The sequence below is a fragment of the Nonomuraea longispora genome (genome assembly GCF_004348345.1).
In the GTDB taxonomy this organism is placed as follows: domain Bacteria; phylum Actinomycetota; class Actinomycetes; order Streptosporangiales; family Streptosporangiaceae; genus Nonomuraea; species Nonomuraea longispora.
Window position 1 is genome coordinate 15,853 of record NZ_SMJZ01000023.1, and the last position, 17,081, is coordinate 32,933.

Below are 17,081 nucleotides of genomic sequence, written 5' to 3' on the forward strand. Positions count from 1 at the left end.
CGTCATCCACGAGCTGTGCGCCGCAGGCGGACAGTCCTTCCTACGCCGCACGGACTATGCCGCTGACGAGGTCTTCGAGACCCACCGCATGCTCATCCGAGACGGTGACGCCTTGTGGCAGGCACTGCTACAGGGTCGAGTGCGCTAGAACTCAGCAAGATCATCAACGCAGCAGCACTGCCTGGATGAGGACTTTCTCTACGGTTTCAAGGCCGGCCGCCTGCGGCGTCCGGCGCACGCTGAGCGGTCGCTGGGCCGCGCTGCGGCTCTCCGGCCGGTCGCGGCCCAGCACCGCTCAACGCGCACAGCAGACAACCAACCCCACGCAACTAGATCGTCGTTGTTCCGCAACTACACGAAGCCGATCTGGAACCGCCGACAATCCATCCGCTGCAGCTCCCGCAACGAACATGGCCATATAGGTCAATAATCGCCTGGGCAAAGCTTTGAGCGTCAGCTGTCGAGAGTCCCATGGACAGAGGATCAGCGTGCACGGTGAGGTTTCGCATACCGCGGTGTGTAGATATCTTCTGTGCCAAGGCGTTCACTCGACTGTTCTCCAACCGCTCCTTAACGGCAGGCCACAGGTCGCCTAGCGTATACCTATCTCCTTTCTTCCTCGCAATCTTCAATTGAAGACGCCAGCTAAGCTGATCACATATGCTCTCAAGCAATTGCCCCGCAATTGCACCTACGACGCGAGGCTCTCCGCAGGCCATGATGGCGCGAAGGTCTTTCGTCATAGAGTCGGCATTAGATTGCGCCATTTGAGGGCCTGCTTCAAAATTCCATGATAAAATTCTACGCTCAACGAACGCATGGCGATGAGCATTGAATAGATCCTTCAATTGCTCGCACCAGAGCCGGTCGTGGACGGTAAAGATAAGCTGCCAGTCCGCAAAAGCTGTGAGCATGTAGTTGATTAGAGAGTGCCTGATCTTTGCATCCACACTTTGTAGGACGTCGTCAATAATGAGAATTCTTGCCTGTCCGCGCTCAGATGCCTTCTTTGCTACGCTCATGAAGAAGAGCAGGGCTAGCAAGTCTCTATAGGCTTCAGAGAATAGTTGCTGCGGGAAGCAGTTGCGACCATTCTGCAGCCTCACTACGATATCAAGAGATAGAGGTCCAGATTCCCCATAGACAATATCTATGCTGTCGATCGGATGTTCAGAAGCCAGCTCGGAGAAGGCATGGGAAACATCGTCTCCCACGTCTTTGAGAACCTCCCGTATAATGCGGGTTTGTGGAGCGTGAACCACGGGATTGAGGGACTGCAAGGTCGATTCAGAGCGCTTCTTTAGTCGTCTCAACTCGCCCATGGTCTGACTCAGATTCGAGATGGCGAGCCGCAGCTCTCGATCAACTTCCATCCAGCCATTGCGTTTCTCAAACGTAGCGTGACTCTCGCCTCTAAGGATGTTGGTTGAAATGTATCGCTTAAGCCCGTCCATCGACGCAAGCTCGGATGAGGAAACGTTAACTATTTCGGCCAGTGTTTTTGCATATGCAGACCGTCGAATGCGCAAGTCAGCCATCTTGGATCGCAACCGGAGCGACTCCTCCTCCGGTCGGACAGCGAGCGACTCTGTGTCTGCTGGAAAATAGTCGAGAAGAACAGATCCTCGCTCCAGTGATTCGGTGTCCAGGAAGCGAAGGATGTCTGCCCGCTTTATGGTGATTGGTGCTAGACGAAATCCCGGCCTTATGCTGTCGGGACTCGCGATCAGTAGATTTTCTGCCCCATCGACAAGGGATCTGCATTCCTGAGTACCATCAGCGAGGCTTGCTTTAGTCCAGGGCAAGGCGTCTTGAGCTAATGACCCAATAGCGGGCGTGAGTGGTGAGTCGAAGTAGGCCGAGCGCCCAATCCGGCCCTGCAATGCAAACTCGATGGCATCCACAATTGTTGATTTTCCGACGCCATTCTCGCCAAAAATGATTGCTGACACCGGCGAACCTTTAGATGCAAAGTCGAGACTTAGTTCGCTTGGCGATCCACGAAAACCACGGAGTTCAATGGCCTGTAGTCGCACATTTGAGTCTGACATATCATATGCGGCATACACGTTCTCGGATTGTGGAATATTTGAATGCTGTCGGTCGACAGCAGAGGCCAACAGATCGGCAGTAGAAACTTTCTGCGACTCTGGGTCCACTTCCGGGTTCGTGATTATAAACTTCGGACTGGCAAGGGACGCTTTCCTGGCTTCTGCTATAAGGCTGATGCATTCCTCTTTTGTTATCGCCAGAAAGCCCTCCCAGGCTTCGGCGACGCTGCGGCTCAGGAAATCGGATATCCTCTTCTCTATTTCCTGCCGAAACTGCTTGGGGATGCGTGTCGACTTACCTGCTTCCTCCGCCAAACGGAGCGCTGCGAAGCGAATTCCGGGGCTGAGATGCTTAGACCGAGCGATATAGACGCAGGCAAAGTATAGGCGCCGCAGAGATTCGCGCAATAGGGAAGGGTCTCGCTGATCCGCTGCTTCGATGGTGAGGAGATCGGCGTGCAGAAGGAGAAGAAATATCTTGTTTTGTAGAGTTGTCTCCTTGCTGCGTGTGGCTCTATCGAAGTCGGAAACGCTCGCCTCCTTCCACTTACTTACTATTTCTTGGGGAATGCGATTTATGTGCTCGCGAGCTGCAATAACATGTCTAAGCGCAGCCGCCCCGCGAGCTACGAGCTCGTCTTCTTGTAGCGGGTCTGAGGATGATAATGTCAATTCGGCCTCTGAAGATGAAGTGTTATCGCTGCTGTCTTACACCTTATCCGAGGGAGCACGAGATCGAGGTGGTATCTTCTCGTCTCTGGTGCGTGTGACAGTGAAGGATCACGATGGCGGCTACCTCAGTGGTGTACCCGCACGGGCGGTGGCGATCGCCGTCAAAGCCCCTCGTCGGCCCTGGTACTGAGGTCCCACGCTGACGGCTGGCCGAATATGGTCCAGGACCAGGGCGCACATAAGGCGCACCGCACGGAGAATCGACCTAAACGATCACAACTATCAGCAGCCATAACGCCAGGCTAACGCCGCAAGAGACGCTACCTCCAAAGCACGATCACGCCATACGCTGTTCGCGAACTGCTGCTTACCGCATCCCGTCGTGGTGGCTTAAGGCCGGGACAAGCGCGAACTTGGGTGTCTGCTGTACGGGCCTGGAGTGATCGGTCGCAAGGCCCTCCTTCGTCGGGCCTCGCAACTCATTGACCACGGCCGAGGTGGCAGCAGCGCTGATAAGAACATCCCACACGCAGACCATCCGGGCCACCGTCCGCAGGCGACTGAGAAGCGGATGGGCGGGCTGTGGGGTCGGACCGAAGCGCGGTGTCAGCCTTGCGGCTGATCCGTTTCTCCGGCCCGCCCTCCGAACCCGGCGTGCGACTTTCACCGCACCGGGCTCTCCACAACTTCATGCCGCTGGAGATGGTTCTGTTCGTCGTGACCAGGGTGTGGGGATGTCCCAGGCGCGCCAGCGATACCGGGTGACCGGGATCGATGCCGCGTCCAGCAGGACGGTTCCCTGTGCGGAGATCTCCCAGCCGCTGTCGAGCAGCCGGGTCCGTATCTTCCGCCACGACATGCCACCGTGCCGTTTGCGCAGCCACCAGTAGAGGCGGTGCCAGACGTAATGGCCCAGGTAGCTGAACGTCCGTTTGGACGAGCCGTGCCGGAAGTAGTTGCACCAGCCCCGAATCACCGCGTTCACGCGGATCAGCAGGGTTCTCAGGTCAGGCTGTCCTGGGTGGACCAGTGCCCGAACCTTGGCGATCACCGTGTTGATCGCCTTCTTGCTCGGATAGGTGTAGACGGTCCACTTGCGGGTTCCTCGCTTGCGGCGCCGCTGGATGTGGTGCCCCAGGAAGACGAACCCGTCATCGATGTGGGTGACCGAGGTCTTGGCCTCCGACAAGCGCAGACCCATCGGGACCAGCACCGCGGCCGCCTGCTCCCTCAACTGTTCGGCGTCGTGGCGGGTGCCGTTGACCATGGCGACCCAGTCATCGGCGTAGCGGACCAGCCGCCAGTTCGCCAGACCCCGCCGACGCCGGTTGTCGCGCTGCCGGACAGTGGCCATCGCCTGCTGGTGCTCGGCCATGAACCACTCGTCCAGGACCGATAAGGCGATGTTGGCCAGCAGCGGGGACAGGATCCCACCTTGCGGGGTGCTGGCGCTGGTCTGCTCCTGCCGGCCGAGGTCGGTGAGGATCCCGGCCTTGCAGAACGCCTTCACCAGCGCCAGCACCCGCTTGTCCCCGACCCGCGCCCGTACCCGGTCCATCAGGGCCGTGTGCGAGATGGTGTCGAAGCACGCCTCGATATCCGCCTCCAGCACCCACTCATAGCGGTGGGAGCCCATGTGGTGGATCTCAGCGATCGCGTCGTGCGCGCGCCGGTTCGGGCGAAACCCATACGAGCACGGCGCGAAACCGGCCTCGAAGATGGGCTCTAGAACCAGCTTCAGCGACGCCTGAACGACCCTGTCGGCCAGCACGGGGATACCCAGACGGCGCTTCTTGGAAGTGCCCGGCTTGGGGATCAACCGTTCTCGGACCGGCAGCGGCTGGAACGTCCGGGCGCGTAGCTGCTCCCGGATCTTGTTCAGGAACGCTTCTTCGCCCCACCCGGCAGGAACATCTCGGGCCGTCAGCCCATCGACGCCCGCCGTGCGGGACCCGGTGTTGCCTCGGACCCGACGCCACGCAACCACAAGGAACGCCGGGTCAGCGACCAGGTTGAACAGATCATCGAACCGGCGAGCACGATCCTCGCCGGCCCAGCGGTGCAGTTTGGTCTGAATGCTCAGTACCCGCCACTCGGCCGTCTTCGGCTCCAGCAGCAGCGCGCCCATGTTCACAGACGGCCTCCTGACCTGACGTCCCTACCTGCCCGAAACTGCTGCCCGCCTTCCCCGTGTACGCGGCTTTCCCGCGCTCGGAGTACTACGCAGGCTCCGCCCCACCTCGTGCCTTTGGTAGACGACGCACCTATCCCCGGACCCGCCCTGGAAGAGACCGAGTTCGGGGAGTGACACGAGATGGTTCCCACGTTCACTGCTGACCGTTCGCGAGAGGAGGTGCCCAGCTATGCCCCTGCGGCATCGCCCTGGCTACGCCGTAGACCTTCACCAGAGCCTCCCGGCCAAGCGCGACAACCGGCCCAGGAGTTCCCCACCGAGCGCCTCCGCCCGGCGGGTACGCACCGCGACCCAGCCCATATCCGCCAGATTCGAGCTGGTGGAAGCCTTGAAGGGCGTTACACCACTGGTTCCTCACGTACACCTTTCCCGCTCGTTAACCAGGCCCGTGCCGTCTGGCAGTACCGGCACGTCCTGACGTTGTCGAGGCTGCTCCCACCCTCACCCATGACTCCGGGATCAGGCTGCCTCCCACTTCACACAGCCTGCTACGACAGGCCGTCGGCGGAGCCCTTCCATCTCCGCACGGTCAAACAGCGCCTCGTGGCGCACGCCGCGCCGCTTCCGTTCCTCGGGCCTTGACGGCCCTGCGGTACGGGTCGGCTTGCCACCGGATACGCGGGTTGCTGTGGTCTGCTGTACAGCAGGGACGTACAGCAACGCCGCCTCACGCAGCCTGATCGTCCCGTACGGCGTCATCCAGTTGAGCAGCAGCGCCGGCTCTCGACCACGGCCCTCCGCTTGACTCGTAATGAAGGGGTCTGGGGTTCGAATCCCCAAGGCGGCTCCCAGGTCAGAAGCTCTCCGCGTGATCGCGGAGAGCTTCTGGGTGTCTAAGTGGGTGACCAAGCCTCCCGGTCTCATGTCTTGGTGGCGTCTTCGTGCGACCGGCAGATCCTCTGGAGGGCTGTCCCTGTTGTCCTCATGAGGTTGGTGACGACCTCAACAGCCGCTCTCAGTGGCGGTGCTGTGCTCCGCCACCCGGCCATGGGCCTGCCGCCCACCAGGCGTGCGGCCTGGGAGAGATCGGTCGGCGCCCGGCCCCAGGTACATCCGCTGGTCACGCCACGTCTCGCGACACCGGCTGCACCGCCCCACGTGGCGGGTGGCCACGTGGGGCGGTGCGGTCGACGACGATCGGCCGGTTTCGGACCTCATGGTAGGGCAGGGCTGCGCTCGTGAAGCGACGGTACGGGGTGCGCGGCGACATAGTCCTGAAGGTCGCGGTGCCGGAACTGGTAGGCCGTTCCGGAAATCCGCAGTAGCCCCGCGCCGTAGCACCGGTCCAGGAACCGGCCGAGCCGCCACGGCAGCCGGCCTCGGGTGGACAGGAGAAGCCCCAGGTAATGGTGCGACAGCCGCAGTGACATGGATGCGCCGAGAGCCGAGCCGTACAGCGCGCCTGCGGTGAGCCCCGCTGTGAGCGAGAGCCCTTCCAGTTGCAGGGAGAACATCGCCCCGAGCATCAGTCCGAATGCGGGGCCGTGAGTGAGGGCGACCATGAGTATCGAGATGACCTCGTTGCGGATCACCGCTTTCGGGTCGGTGTCATCGCGGCGGGAACGGAAATGTTTGCTCCGCTCGTGTGTCATCCCGATGCCGAGCAGGAGGCCGAAAACGACTGGTGCCCACGGCGGGAGTTCGCCGCCGAATTCCGGTATGAGAACGACTGCCAGCAGGGTGCCGGCCGCGACCAGGAGTACGCCTGACACCGCCGTACTCATGCGATCGCGGGTGTTTCGAACTCGGCCGGAGCTGACCACGTCCGCCTTGGGCCACACCTTTTTTCGGGCGTTGACAGCGTCCGTCAGCACGCCCAAGGTCGCCACACCCGGCAGCCAGAGAAGAAGGAACGCGGCTACATCCCGTGCGGGTATGCGGCCATTCAAGATTTTCATCTGCGAGAACGTCAGGACGACGACGCCGGCGTAGAGGGCGACCATGGGAAGGGCGAGGGCCAGGATCACCAGCGCGCCGATGAACCGAGGGCGATCTCCCGCCAGCGGCCACAACTGGTGCGGTACGAGATCGGTGCTGGACAGCATGCGGCCGTGGAACGGCGGCCGGCTCGCGTTCGTCCGCAGATAGCCGGCCAGTACGGCCAGCCAGGCGTGGGTCTGCTCAGCGGTCGGCCCTTTCCCGGCCGGATCCGCGGCGGCCAGGCGGGCGGGAATGAACAGGCTGAAGAGGTGCTCTCGTACGGACGATTCGTCGGCGAACTCCGTGAGGGCCGCAGGGGAGCGGACGTAGCGCCCGGTGTGCGGGTCGCGTTCCTCGTAGACGCTGGCCGCCAGCGTAAGCCGCCAGGGCGTGTTCAGAGCGGCGGCCAGGACGTGACCGCCGGAGGTGAGCGCGTCCAGCACCGGCAGCCAGCGGTCTGGGTCTTCCTGGTCGGTGATGGCCTGGATGAATTGCCACGCCTTGTCCCCCGTCACCTCGTCCAGGTTGACGCGGGCGACGCCGTGGGGGGTGGCCCGGTCGGCGACCAGGGCGTCGTACTGGACACTGCGGCAGGTCATCACCAGGCTGCAGCGGTTCAGTCCGTGTTCGTAGTCCTCCAGCGCACGCAGTACCCGGGCGGCCCGTGACCCGTAGCCCGGCTCGTCGCTTTCATCCATCTCGTCCAACCCGTCGACGACGGGCAGGATCCGCTCAGCGGCCACGAGCAGTTGGGCGGTCACCGGCTTGAGACCGTAGGTGGTGATCAAGTGCCGGGAGAGCATCTTCGCAGTAGGCACGTCCGCGTCCAGGCTCGCCGCCGAGATGCGCACCGGAACGGGATCGTCCGGTGGCCTGTTGTGGAGGAGTTCCAGGATCAACTCGATCGCGAGGACGGTCTTGCCCGCCCCTGCCACGCCGGTGATCGCGAGTCGTCGGGGTGCGGGCAGGCTGCGGAAGTAGTCGGCCACTTCTGCCAAGGTGCCTGTCGGCGGAGCTGGGGCGGAACTGCCGGTGGGGTCGGTGGAGAAGCCGACATCGATGACGGCGTCCTTGCCCTTGCGGCCCAGTAACTGCGCCCGCTGCGCCTTCTCCGCGGCCAGCACCCGCCCGGCGAGCAATATCGTCGCCGCCTGGACGTCGGTGTCGGCCAGTCGCTGCGCCTGCCACCATGACAGCCCGGCGACGGCGATCCCGATGAGCGCCAGCACCGCACTGACGGGGTCCACCTCGCCGGGGTATCGCATCCACAGCCGCAGTGCGCCGGCGACCAGCAGGACGATCCCGATCGCGAGCCCCGCACCGAACCACCATGTCCTCGCCCGACGGTTCATGGCTCCAGCATTCCAAGCGAATACCTGGCGTGCGGCGATTTTCAGGGGTTCGCCCGCTCTGCGTCGGCCCGAGAGTGTGGACCGACGCCGCGGCCAACAAGAGCCCGGTCAGGAGTGACACACGGCCGGATTAGCGCGCGCCCACCGTGCACACGGCTTCCGGGCGCGCGTTGTCGCAGCTCAGGACCGAGGCGTGGAGGAAGGTTGGGTGCTGCCTCAGGAACGGTTGGCGCGGATCTCGTGGTGGTGGTCGGCCGCCCAGCCGATCAGCTGCTTGACGATCTCGTACAGGCCGCCGCCGAGCGGGGTGAGCGCGTACTCGACGCGTGGTGGGACCTCGGCGTAGGCGGTACGGCTGGTCAGCCCGTCCTCTGTGAGCTGGCGAAGGGTGTGGGTCAGCATGCGCTGGGAGATGCCCGGGATCTGGCGCTGCAGGTCGGTGTAGCGCATCGGGCCGCTTGCCAGGGCGGCGACGATCAGCATGCTCCATTTGTCGCCCACCCGGTCGAGCACCTGGCGGATGAAATCCATGTGCTCGGCCGGGATGCTCGCGCATGGTCCGGCCGAAGCCGCCATCGCGGTACCCGCGCTGTCCTGCATGGCGCGCGTTCCTCACCGTCGCGCACACCGATGTGCCTTTTGTAACGCCTTCAATACTGGCTCAAACTGGCGCTACGCACAAAGAGGATGAATTGGAGGTCATGGCCCCTGGTTCGGTCTGAGCGGCCATCGGCCGGCTTGACCGTTCTCGTCGTCGGCAACGACGCGGCGATCCGCGGCCCGGACGGCTGCGCGGTTCCCGCTGAGCACGCCGGCCACGCCTGATCCCACGCGCCTGCCGGACACGGTTCACATCAAGGAAGAGGTCTTCCTGTGCCCACTCTCGCCATCGTCGGCGCCGGTCCCGGCATGGGCCTGGCCATCGATCGCCCGTACCTTCGGCAGCCGCGGCTTCGACGTCGCCCTGATCGCCCGTACCAAGGAGAATCTGGAAACGCTGGTCGACCGCCTCGGCCAGGAAGGCATCACGGCCGCCGGGTTCCCCGCGGACGTCCTCGACCGCGCCTCGCTGACCGATGCCCTCAACGAGGCCAAAGCCCGCTTCGGTGCCATCGACGTGCTGGAGTACTCGCCTGCCCCGCACTCCCCGGTGCCCGGCCTCACTCCGGCCGTACCCTCGGAGGTCACGGTGGACAATCTGCAGCCGATGATCGACTACAACCTGTACGGTGCAATCACGGCGGCCCAGGCGGTCCTGCCCGCGATGCGTGAGGCGGGCGCCGGGACCCTGCTGTTCAGCACCGGTGGCGGTTCCGTGGACCCGGTGCCGATGTTCGGCAACGTCAACGCGGCCGGGGCGGCTCTGCGCAACTGGGTGATCAACCTGAACAAGGAACTGGCCGGCAGCGGCGTGCACGCCGCCCACGTGCCGCCCCGACCTGCCAGCCCACAGCGGCCCTGCCGGCGGGCTACTGGCTCGACGACATCTCGGACGAGTGACGCTGAACGGCCCGGTGCTCATCGGCCGGCCGATGCAGGACTGCAGCGATCGGAGAAGGTGTCGGACGCGCTGCGCGTCCGCGGCGGCGTGGTTGATGACCCTCGTCGATGCGGGCCGCGCCTAGGATGCAGAAGTTCGCGACCAGGATCGCACCGCTATGAGACCATGCAATCCCATTTAATGTAGTGATCATTTCCGATGATGTCGTGGAACTGCATCCGCGTGCACCATTCCTGGTTGCCTTTAGGGTTCCGTGTCTGCCCGGTGCCGCCGCTGCAGTACCGGTTTCGGGGGCACTTCTCCGTGGCGGAGGCCACCTTTTTGTTGTTGCGGTAGAGCTTCACGACCAGCCGCCCGGATGTCTCGCCCTTGCAGCGGACACCGCCACCGCCATAGACGGATCCGCGTTGGTCGACCCGGTCCGCCAGGGCCCAGGAGGTGCAGAAGGCTGCTGTTTTTGCTGTCGTCGCGGTGTCGGTGCTCGCGGTTGTCGTGGCGTTGGCGGAGCCCATTGGCGCGAGCGCCGATCCAGCCGCTACGGTGATGGCGATTACGGCCATTCCTCGGAACATGTGCGACACGGCTCCTTGCTGTTGATCAATGCTGGATGGAGTTCGTGGTGAAGCTCTTGCTGCCGCTGTCCCAGGAGGCGTTGACCTTGCCGTACCACCGCTGTTTGCCCGGTTCCCTGTCGGTTACCGCCACGGAGACGTCGCAATACTGGCCGTGAGTCCCCTTCTCACATATTCCGGTGTCGACGAGTGCGCCGGATCGGTACAGCCGAATGCGCAGCTTCATCGGTGTCCAGCTCGGAGCCGCGCAATTGATCCAAGCCCCGGCTGAGACTTTGTTCGGTGAGCTGTCGTGGGTGTCGGTGACGCCGCCGACTGAGCAGCGGATCATGGCATTCGCCGAGATGGCGGGTGCCGTGGCGGCGTGTGCCGATCCGGATAGCGCAACACTCAGCGATGTTGTGATCGCGGCAATGCTGACGACGGTCAGGCGCCTTTTTCGCACGCCGGTGATCGGATTGAGATTCATGAGTCCTCCGGCAGTGGGATTGCGTGAACGTCCGCCGGTCGCCGGCCGGCTTGACGGACAGGGCGACATCGACACATGCGGCTGACAACCCTTCTGTTTCGGTGTTGCAAGCCGATCCTGGACGCCGCCCGGCGTTCGGGTGAACCTGTCAGCTGCCAGGGCACTGATTTTTGTCGAGGTCCGGGGCTTGTCCCGTTACTCTTCGTCAGGTGCGTGGAGCCAGTCGGAGGCGTAGCCGGCGGACCGTAGCGCTCCAGCGTGCGGGCCGGGCGACGATGCCTGTGACCGTGTGTTCGGCGCGGTCGAAGCTGTCCTCGATCAGCGCGTCGTGCAGCGGCCGGAAGGTCAATAGCCAGGTCAGACGTGCCGGTCCGTGCGTGGACATGGCGAGCGCGTGGCCGAGCATGGTGTGGTCGTGCTCGGCGGACACGGCGTACTCGTGGAACCCGTCGAAACCGCGCGGGCCGGTGAAGGTGAACCGCCCCGCTATGACGTCGACGACCTGCTCGACGCCGCCCTCGCGCTGACGGTCGCGAACACGCCGACCGGCGTGTCGGTGGCCGAACTCGCCCGGCATGCCGGGGTGCCGAGCGGTTCGGTCCACCACCGCTTTCCCAGCCGCGCGGTGCTGCTCGGCGAGCTGTGGCTGCGTACCGTTGACCGGTTCCAGGAGGGCTTTCTCACCTGTCTTGCCGACCGGGACGCCTGTCGGGGCGCCCGTACCGCGGCCCGGTACGTGGTCGACTGGTCCCGCGCCAATCCCGACAGCGCGCGCCTGCTGCTGTGTTCGCGCCGGGACTTCGTCCCCGAAGGATGGCCGGCCGGGCAGACCGCACGCGCCGCGGCGCAGGACCGTCGGTTGCGTGCCCTCGCCGGCCGGCTCGAAGTAGACCTCGAGCGCCTCGCCGCAGAGATAGCGCCCGATCCGGATGATCGCCTCAGCCGGCGGCGGCCTTGCGTAGTGCGTCGCCGAGTGCTTCGGTGCTGGTCTCGCCGACGATCACCTCGCCGTTCTCGAAGACGAACCTCGGTACGGTGGTGACGCCGTCCCGCCGCGCCGCGGCCGCCTGGTCCCGTACCTCCGCGACCCCCGCACCGGAGGCGAGGAAGGTCCGCACCTGCCCCCCGTCCAGGCCGGCGCGCTCGGCCAGGTCGGTGAGTGACGCGTGGTCGGCGACGTTCACCCCGTCGCGGAAGTGCGCGTCGAAGAGGGCGGTGGCCAGCGCGGCCTGGACCTTGGCGCCGTGTTCGTTCAGGGTCAGCCACAGCAGCCGGTGCGCGGTCAGGGTGCTGACCGCCACCGCACGGTCGAAGCGGTACTCGATTCCTTCATCGGCGCCCAGCCGAGTCATCCCCGTGAGCATGGCCTCGGCTTGTTCCGGTCCGAACAGCTCGATCACCGCCTCCGTCAGGGGGCGCGGCTCCTCGGGAGCGTCGGGGTCCAGCAGGTACGGGCGGTGGACGAGGTCGACGTCCGGTGTCGCGCCCGTCGCGGCCACCGCACGATGGAACTGGTACGTGCCGAGGCGGCACCACGGGCAGGCGATATCGCTGTACACCTCTACGTTCATCCTCCAAGCCTCCCGGCCTTCGGCGTTTCCGGGTAGGCCGCGTTTATCCCAGCCCTGGTAGGGCCAGGCTCGCGTACATACAATTCCGGTTGATGAGCGAGACAGAGTTGGGCGCGTTCCTGCGCGCGCACCGCGAGGCGGTCCCGCCGGCCGCGGTCGGGCTCCCGAACGGGACCCGCCGCCGTACCCCCGGCCTGCGCCGGGCGGAGCTGGCGACGCTCGCCGGCGTCAGCGTGGACTACCTCACCCGGCTTGAGCAGGGACGCGACCGCAGGCCGTCGGCCCAGGTGCTCGCCGCGCTCGCCGAGACGCTGGGGCTGTCCCGTGACGAGCACATTCACCTGTACCGGCTGGCCAAGGCCGGCGGTGCCGGCATGTGCCAGGGGGTCGCCACGACACGGGTCCTGACGGTACGCCCGACCGTGCGGGCGCTGCTGGACAGGCTGGAGCCCGCGCCGGCGCTGGTCGCCAACCGGTCAGGCGACCTGCTGGCGTGGACGGCCGGGTTCGCGCGGCTCGCGGGGCTGACCGGGCTGCTGGAGGACGAGCCGCCCAATCTGGTCCGGTACGTCTTCACCGACCCGCGGGCGCACGACGTCCATCCAGACTGGGAGATGGTCGCCAGGGAGCGGGCCGCCGCGCTGCGGACCGCGGCGGCGCTCGGCGATCCGTACGCGGCGGCGCTCGCCGAGGAGCTGACGATCACCGCTGGCGCCCGCTTCCGTGACCGGTTCGAGGGGGCGGCCGCGCTGCCCTCGCGCACCGGCGTCGAGCGGTGGGCGCACCAGGAGGCGGGGGAGCTGCGGTTGGCGTACGAGAGCCTGGAGCTGCCCGACCCCGACGAGCAGCGGCTGGTGGTGTACCTCGCTTCCGACGACGCCACCACCGCGGCCCTCGACCGCCTCACCGACCATCACCCCGCCGCCTCCTAGCTGGTTGCGCCAGGCTCACTCATCGGCGTACCCGGTAGCGCAGGTGGAGCACCCGGGTCCCCTGGATGAGCAGGTGAGGGTCCTCCAGCAGGTGCTGTACGTCGACCGAGCCGAAATAGCGTTTGCCGGACCCGAACACCACGGGAACGACGTCCATCGCGACCTCGTCGACCAGTCCCGCGGCCAGCACCTGGCCGCCGACGGCGCCGGCGGCGACCTCGACCGTACGCTCGCCCGCCAGTTCCCGCGCCCTGGCCATGGCGGCCTCGACGCCGTCGACGAAGTGGAACGGCGCCCCGGGATGCCAGCCTTCGGGCCTCGGCCGGTGCGACACGACGACCATGTGGTCGATCCCGCCGGGAGGCTTGCCACCCCAGCCGTCCGTCAGGTCGAAGACATGACGGCCGACGACCGTCACGCCGATCTCGTCCCAGTACGCCCGGGTGTAGTCGTAGGACGCCCGCGACACCCTTATGCCCCCGGACTCGTCCAGCGGGACGTCACCGTTGGACAGCCACTCGAACAGCGGCCCCACCTGGTCGTTGTCGTCCGCGATAAAGCCGTCCACCGACACCGAGCTGTACATGACCACTTTGCCCATGGGCTCTCTCCTTTGCTCCCGCGAGTGCCCATGGTGGCGGGTCGGGGACCGTCGGCTCTTGTAAGAAATCAATCGGCGGGCAGCGGTCCCACGTCGAGTGCGTGGCCTGGATGTTCGTTCAGGAACCGCCGCCGGACGTCGACGTACCGGGTCGGCGTGAGCCCGGTGAACGTCCGGAACTCGTGGCTGAAGTGGGCCTGGTCGAAGTAGCCCGCGCGGCCGGCGAGCTCGGCCCAGTTGACCGGTCCGGCGGGGTCGATCGCGTACACGGTCGCGGCGAAGCGGTAGGTGCGGGCGAGCCGCTTCGGCGTGACGCCTATGAGTGCTTTGTACTGCTGCGCCAGATGGGTGTTGCTGACGCCGGCCGCCGCGCTCAGGTCGCCGATCGCCACCGCTCCCGCGGCCGCCTCGATGACGCTGCCGGTGTGGCGTACCAGCCCGAGACCTGCGGTTTCGCGAAGCCGCCACAGCAGCTCGTCCTCTAGTGACGTCAGCATCTCGTACGGCCCGGTCGCCGTCGCCAGCCGGTCCCGCAACGCGGCGACGCCAGGGCGCCCCCAGGCCTGCTCCACCGTCACCGGGAGGTCGCACAGCTCGGCCGCCGGCATCGGCAGGAACGGCGCCAGCCCCCACGGTTTGAAATGCACGCCGACCGACCTGGTCCCCGGCGGGTAACCGAACTCGAAGGCGCGGGTGGGGGTGGTGAGCACGCAGCCGTCGGCGTACTCGGCCGTCTCGATGCCGGTGCGGATGCGGAACGGTGCTCCGAGGTTGATGATGAGCACCGCCGACGGCATCGGCGGCAGCCACAGCCGGGGGTACGGTGGCGTGCCCTCCAGGTAGTAGAGGTCGTCGATCAGCTCGGCCAGGGGCGGTCGCGGTTTTCTGGACACGTACTGCACGCTTCACAGCATCGCCGTGGGCATGGGCGCGTCGCCAGGCCACGTTGGGGGCATTACGGGCGACAGCACCGGCGGTGCCGGATCGGCCCATTGGTGCGTGCGCGATAGCATGCGGCGTCTTCTGGTGACCAAGAGGAGAGCGCGGGAACGGGGTTCTCGCCAAGACCGAGGTGAGTTCTGGATGACGTTCCGACGGCACATGGAGCAGGCGGTCGTGCGGGCCCTGGCTGAGTTTCCGGATAAGTCCGACATCTACGTCGTCACTTTCCGGATCGACAGTGTCGACCAGGACGCCCGATTTCCGTACCTCGCGATCGGCTACAACACCGAAACCGAGGTGGCCCGGCTGCTGGCGAAGCCGAAACCGCTGGACGCATGGGAGGCTCGCTGGAGCTACGCCTGTTTCCCGCCGTCCGGGCTGGAGGGTCACAGTATCGCCGGCCACGACCCCGAGCACGATCCGGCCGGTGCCGAGCTGCACCGGCGTGAGGCGGTGGCGCAGGGCCTCTGGTACGAAGACGACGACGACCTCTCCGAACAGCAGCGCGACGAGCGCGACGAACGGCTTGACGAGCAGTTCCACGAGCTCTGCGTCGACCTCGCCCGGCGGCTGCACGCCGATGGCCGGATCGTCGAGGCCCTGGGCAGGCCCCTGCCGGTGGTCCTGTACGACATGTTCGACCCCGCCGAGATGTTCGCTCTGACCAGAGCCGCCAACCCCCCTGAACTGGTCAGGGAGTTCCTGACGGAGGACCCGGAGGCGCCGTGAAAAAGCGGGCGGGACATCTCTGATGCGCTGCTAACTTATGCTCGTGCCCAAAGCGGACAAGGTGCGCCGTCGCTGAGAGCGGCGGCGCATAACCCCAGTTCACGCCGTCGCTCCTGACCTGTGGCCAGGAGCGCCCTCGTGGCGCTCGGATCTTTCCCTTTCCGGAGCGCTTCCGTGTTCACCTTGTCCGTACGTCAACGTCGGCGTGTCCTCGTCGCCGACCTCATCTCCACAGGGGTGTTCCCGCTCGCGATCACCGGCGCGACCGCGGTCGTCCCCGATGTGACCGAGCGGCTGCCCGGGGCGGACGCCCTGGGGCCATGGATCGTCCTCACCTACAACGGGCTGTTCGCCGCGGCCCTGCTGCTGGCGGGGGTGGCCGCGGACCGCGCCGCCCGTACCCGGTTCTTCGCCGTCGGCAACATCGTCGTCGCGACCACCGGGATCCTGTCCGCGTTCGCTCCTGACCTGTGGTCGCTGGTGGCGCTGCGCACGGTCGCCGGCGTCGGGGCGGCGATGTGCGCGGCCGGCGGATCCTCGATGATCCTGGCGGTCTATCCGCCGGAGGAGCGGCGCCGCGTGTACGGCTACTCGGGCGCCGTGCTGGGCAGCAGCCTGGCGCTGGGCCCGGTCGTCGCCCAGGGCCTCATGGCCGTCGGAGGCTGGCCGCTCGTCTTCGTCGCGCCGGCGGCCGTCGCCGCCCTGGCGGCGCTTGCCACGCTGGGGCTTCCGGCCCTGCGCAGCCCGGAGGTGCCTGAGGGGTTCGACCTCGCCGGGGCCGTCCTGTTCGGGGTGAGCATCGCCGCGGCGGTGACCGCGCTCGGGCTGGGCTTCGGGCCGGAAGTGCCGTGGTGGGGGCCGGTCGCGCTCATCCTCGTCGCGGTGGCGAGCGCCACTGCGCTCGTCCGCGTGGAGCGGCGTGCGCCCGACCCCGCCATACCTGTGGACCTGCTGCGGATCCCCGCCTATCGCGCGTACGCCGTGGCGACGGGCGCCTTCATGGGCATGCTCGTGGTGGGCCTGACCGTGCTCCCGCAGCTCGGCGCCGCCCGGAGCATGGGGCCAGGAACGTCAGCGGTCATGCTCAGTCTGCTGACCGTGCCGTCGACGGTCCTTCCGCTCGTCGCCGCCCGGCTCGCACGCCGATGGGCACGGCAACTGGTGACGACCGCCTTGTTCGCCTGCTTTGTCACCGCCGTCGTCCTTCAGATCACCGACCATCCCGCCGCTCTGCTCGCCGCGTCAGGGGCCGTCGGCCTGTGCCTCGGGCTGACCGAGGGAGTCCCGGACGGGCAGGCACTCAAGTACGTGCCCTACCAGCGGGGAGGGGCGGGCGCCGCGCTGTTCGGCACGACGCGGATGAGCCTGGAGACACTCACCCTGGCGGGCGCCACAGGGGTGATGGCGGCGCTGGGCCCGTCGTCCGGAATGGCCGTCGCCGGCGCCGTGGCCCTGGTCGCCGGAATTGTCGTGCACCGTACCGTTCCGTCCCGCGACCCGCAGCGGGCCTGAGACACCCCGTGGCCCTGCCGAGGTGGCCGAGGTCGGTGTCCCGTGTGGGAGCGGGACGACGAG

At 66.2% G+C, this 17,081-nt stretch carries 15 protein-coding genes; 5 read left to right on the plus strand and 10 right to left on the minus strand.

Going from position 1 to position 17,081, the window contains the following annotated elements:
* Positions 1-329: 329 nt before the first annotated feature.
* From E1267_RS09070 to E1267_RS09090, 4 genes are all read right to left on the minus strand, one after another.
* Positions 330-2,459 (minus strand): ATP-binding protein, encoded by a 2,130-nt coding sequence (locus tag E1267_RS09070; RefSeq protein ID WP_132331717.1) that lies wholly within the window; start codon positions 2,457-2,459, stop codon positions 330-332.
* Between the two features lie 952 nt (positions 2,460-3,411).
* A complete protein-coding gene (ltrA, locus tag E1267_RS09075; protein WP_132331719.1) occupies positions 3,412-4,851 on the minus strand; it encodes a group II intron reverse transcriptase/maturase in 1,440 nt (479 codons plus the stop codon).
* 1,220 nt (positions 4,852-6,071) lie between these two features.
* Positions 6,072-8,066 (minus strand): NACHT domain-containing protein, encoded by a 1,995-nt coding sequence (locus tag E1267_RS09085; protein WP_132331723.1) that lies wholly within the window; start codon positions 8,064-8,066, stop codon positions 6,072-6,074.
* Positions 8,067-8,405: 339 nt separating this feature from the next.
* Positions 8,406-8,720 carry a winged helix-turn-helix transcriptional regulator gene (locus tag E1267_RS09090; RefSeq protein ID WP_246063645.1) on the minus strand — a complete coding sequence of 105 codons (315 nt, stop codon included), beginning with the start codon at positions 8,718-8,720 and terminating at the stop codon, positions 8,406-8,408.
* Between the two features lie 394 nt (positions 8,721-9,114).
* Between E1267_RS09090 and E1267_RS45550 the strand changes: the two genes are divergently transcribed.
* The gene (locus E1267_RS45550) at positions 9,115-9,876 is read left to right on the plus strand and encodes an SDR family NAD(P)-dependent oxidoreductase (RefSeq protein WP_281283608.1); all 762 of its coding nucleotides are present in this window, start codon (positions 9,115-9,117) and stop codon (positions 9,874-9,876) included.
* Here the strand turns inward: E1267_RS45550 and E1267_RS09100 are convergent.
* From E1267_RS09100 to E1267_RS46230, 3 genes are all read right to left on the minus strand, one after another.
* Positions 9,846-10,271, minus strand: coding sequence for a hypothetical protein (locus E1267_RS09100; RefSeq protein WP_132331727.1), 426 nt, complete (start codon positions 10,269-10,271; stop codon positions 9,846-9,848). The two genes, E1267_RS45550 and E1267_RS09100, sit on opposite strands and share 31 nt — an antisense overlap.
* Positions 10,272-10,287: 16 nt before the next feature.
* On the minus strand, positions 10,288-10,731 hold the full coding sequence (locus E1267_RS09105; RefSeq protein WP_132331729.1) for a hypothetical protein: 444 nt from the start codon (positions 10,729-10,731) through the stop codon (positions 10,288-10,290).
* Positions 10,732-10,936: 205 nt separating this feature from the next.
* A complete protein-coding gene (locus E1267_RS46230; protein ID WP_246063648.1) occupies positions 10,937-11,335 on the minus strand; it encodes a hypothetical protein in 399 nt (132 codons plus the stop codon).
* Here E1267_RS46230 and E1267_RS47845 point away from each other — a divergent pair.
* On the plus strand, positions 11,288-11,773 hold the full coding sequence (locus E1267_RS47845) for a TetR/AcrR family transcriptional regulator (RefSeq protein ID WP_425465072.1): 486 nt from the start codon (positions 11,288-11,290) through the stop codon (positions 11,771-11,773). The genes E1267_RS46230 and E1267_RS47845 overlap by 48 nt on opposite strands.
* On the opposite strand, the gene E1267_RS09120 is transcribed toward E1267_RS47845, so the two are convergent.
* Complete coding sequence (locus E1267_RS09120) at positions 11,670-12,302, minus strand: DsbA family oxidoreductase (protein ID WP_132331731.1); 633 nt, start codon at positions 12,300-12,302, stop codon at positions 11,670-11,672. The two genes, E1267_RS47845 and E1267_RS09120, sit on opposite strands and share 104 nt — an antisense overlap.
* A 92-nt stretch (positions 12,303-12,394) precedes the next feature.
* Here E1267_RS09120 and E1267_RS09125 point away from each other — a divergent pair, with 92 nt between their 5' ends.
* Entirely contained in the window at positions 12,395-13,234 is an 840-nt protein-coding gene (locus E1267_RS09125) for a helix-turn-helix transcriptional regulator (protein ID WP_132331733.1), read from the plus strand.
* 19 nt (positions 13,235-13,253) lie between these two features.
* Here the strand turns inward: E1267_RS09125 and E1267_RS09130 are convergent, their stop codons facing one another.
* Together E1267_RS09130 and E1267_RS09135 are read right to left on the minus strand one after the other, a co-directional pair.
* Complete coding sequence (locus E1267_RS09130) at positions 13,254-13,835, minus strand: dihydrofolate reductase family protein (RefSeq protein ID WP_132331735.1); 582 nt, start codon at positions 13,833-13,835, stop codon at positions 13,254-13,256.
* Positions 13,836-13,903: 68 nt separating this feature from the next.
* Positions 13,904-14,728 carry a helix-turn-helix domain-containing protein gene (locus tag E1267_RS09135; protein ID WP_220449390.1) on the minus strand — a complete coding sequence of 275 codons (825 nt, stop codon included), beginning with the start codon at positions 14,726-14,728 and terminating at the stop codon, positions 13,904-13,906.
* 190 nt (positions 14,729-14,918) lie between these two features.
* Here E1267_RS09135 and E1267_RS09140 point away from each other — a divergent pair, with 190 nt between their 5' ends.
* Together E1267_RS09140 and E1267_RS09145 are read left to right on the plus strand one after the other, a co-directional pair.
* Positions 14,919-15,506, plus strand: a complete 588-nt coding sequence (locus E1267_RS09140) for a hypothetical protein (protein ID WP_220449391.1) — start codon at positions 14,919-14,921, stop codon at positions 15,504-15,506.
* 174 nt (positions 15,507-15,680) lie between these two features.
* Entirely contained in the window at positions 15,681-17,018 is a 1,338-nt protein-coding gene (locus E1267_RS09145; RefSeq protein ID WP_132331737.1) for an MFS transporter, read from the plus strand.
* The last annotated feature ends 63 nt before the right edge of the window (positions 17,019-17,081 follow it).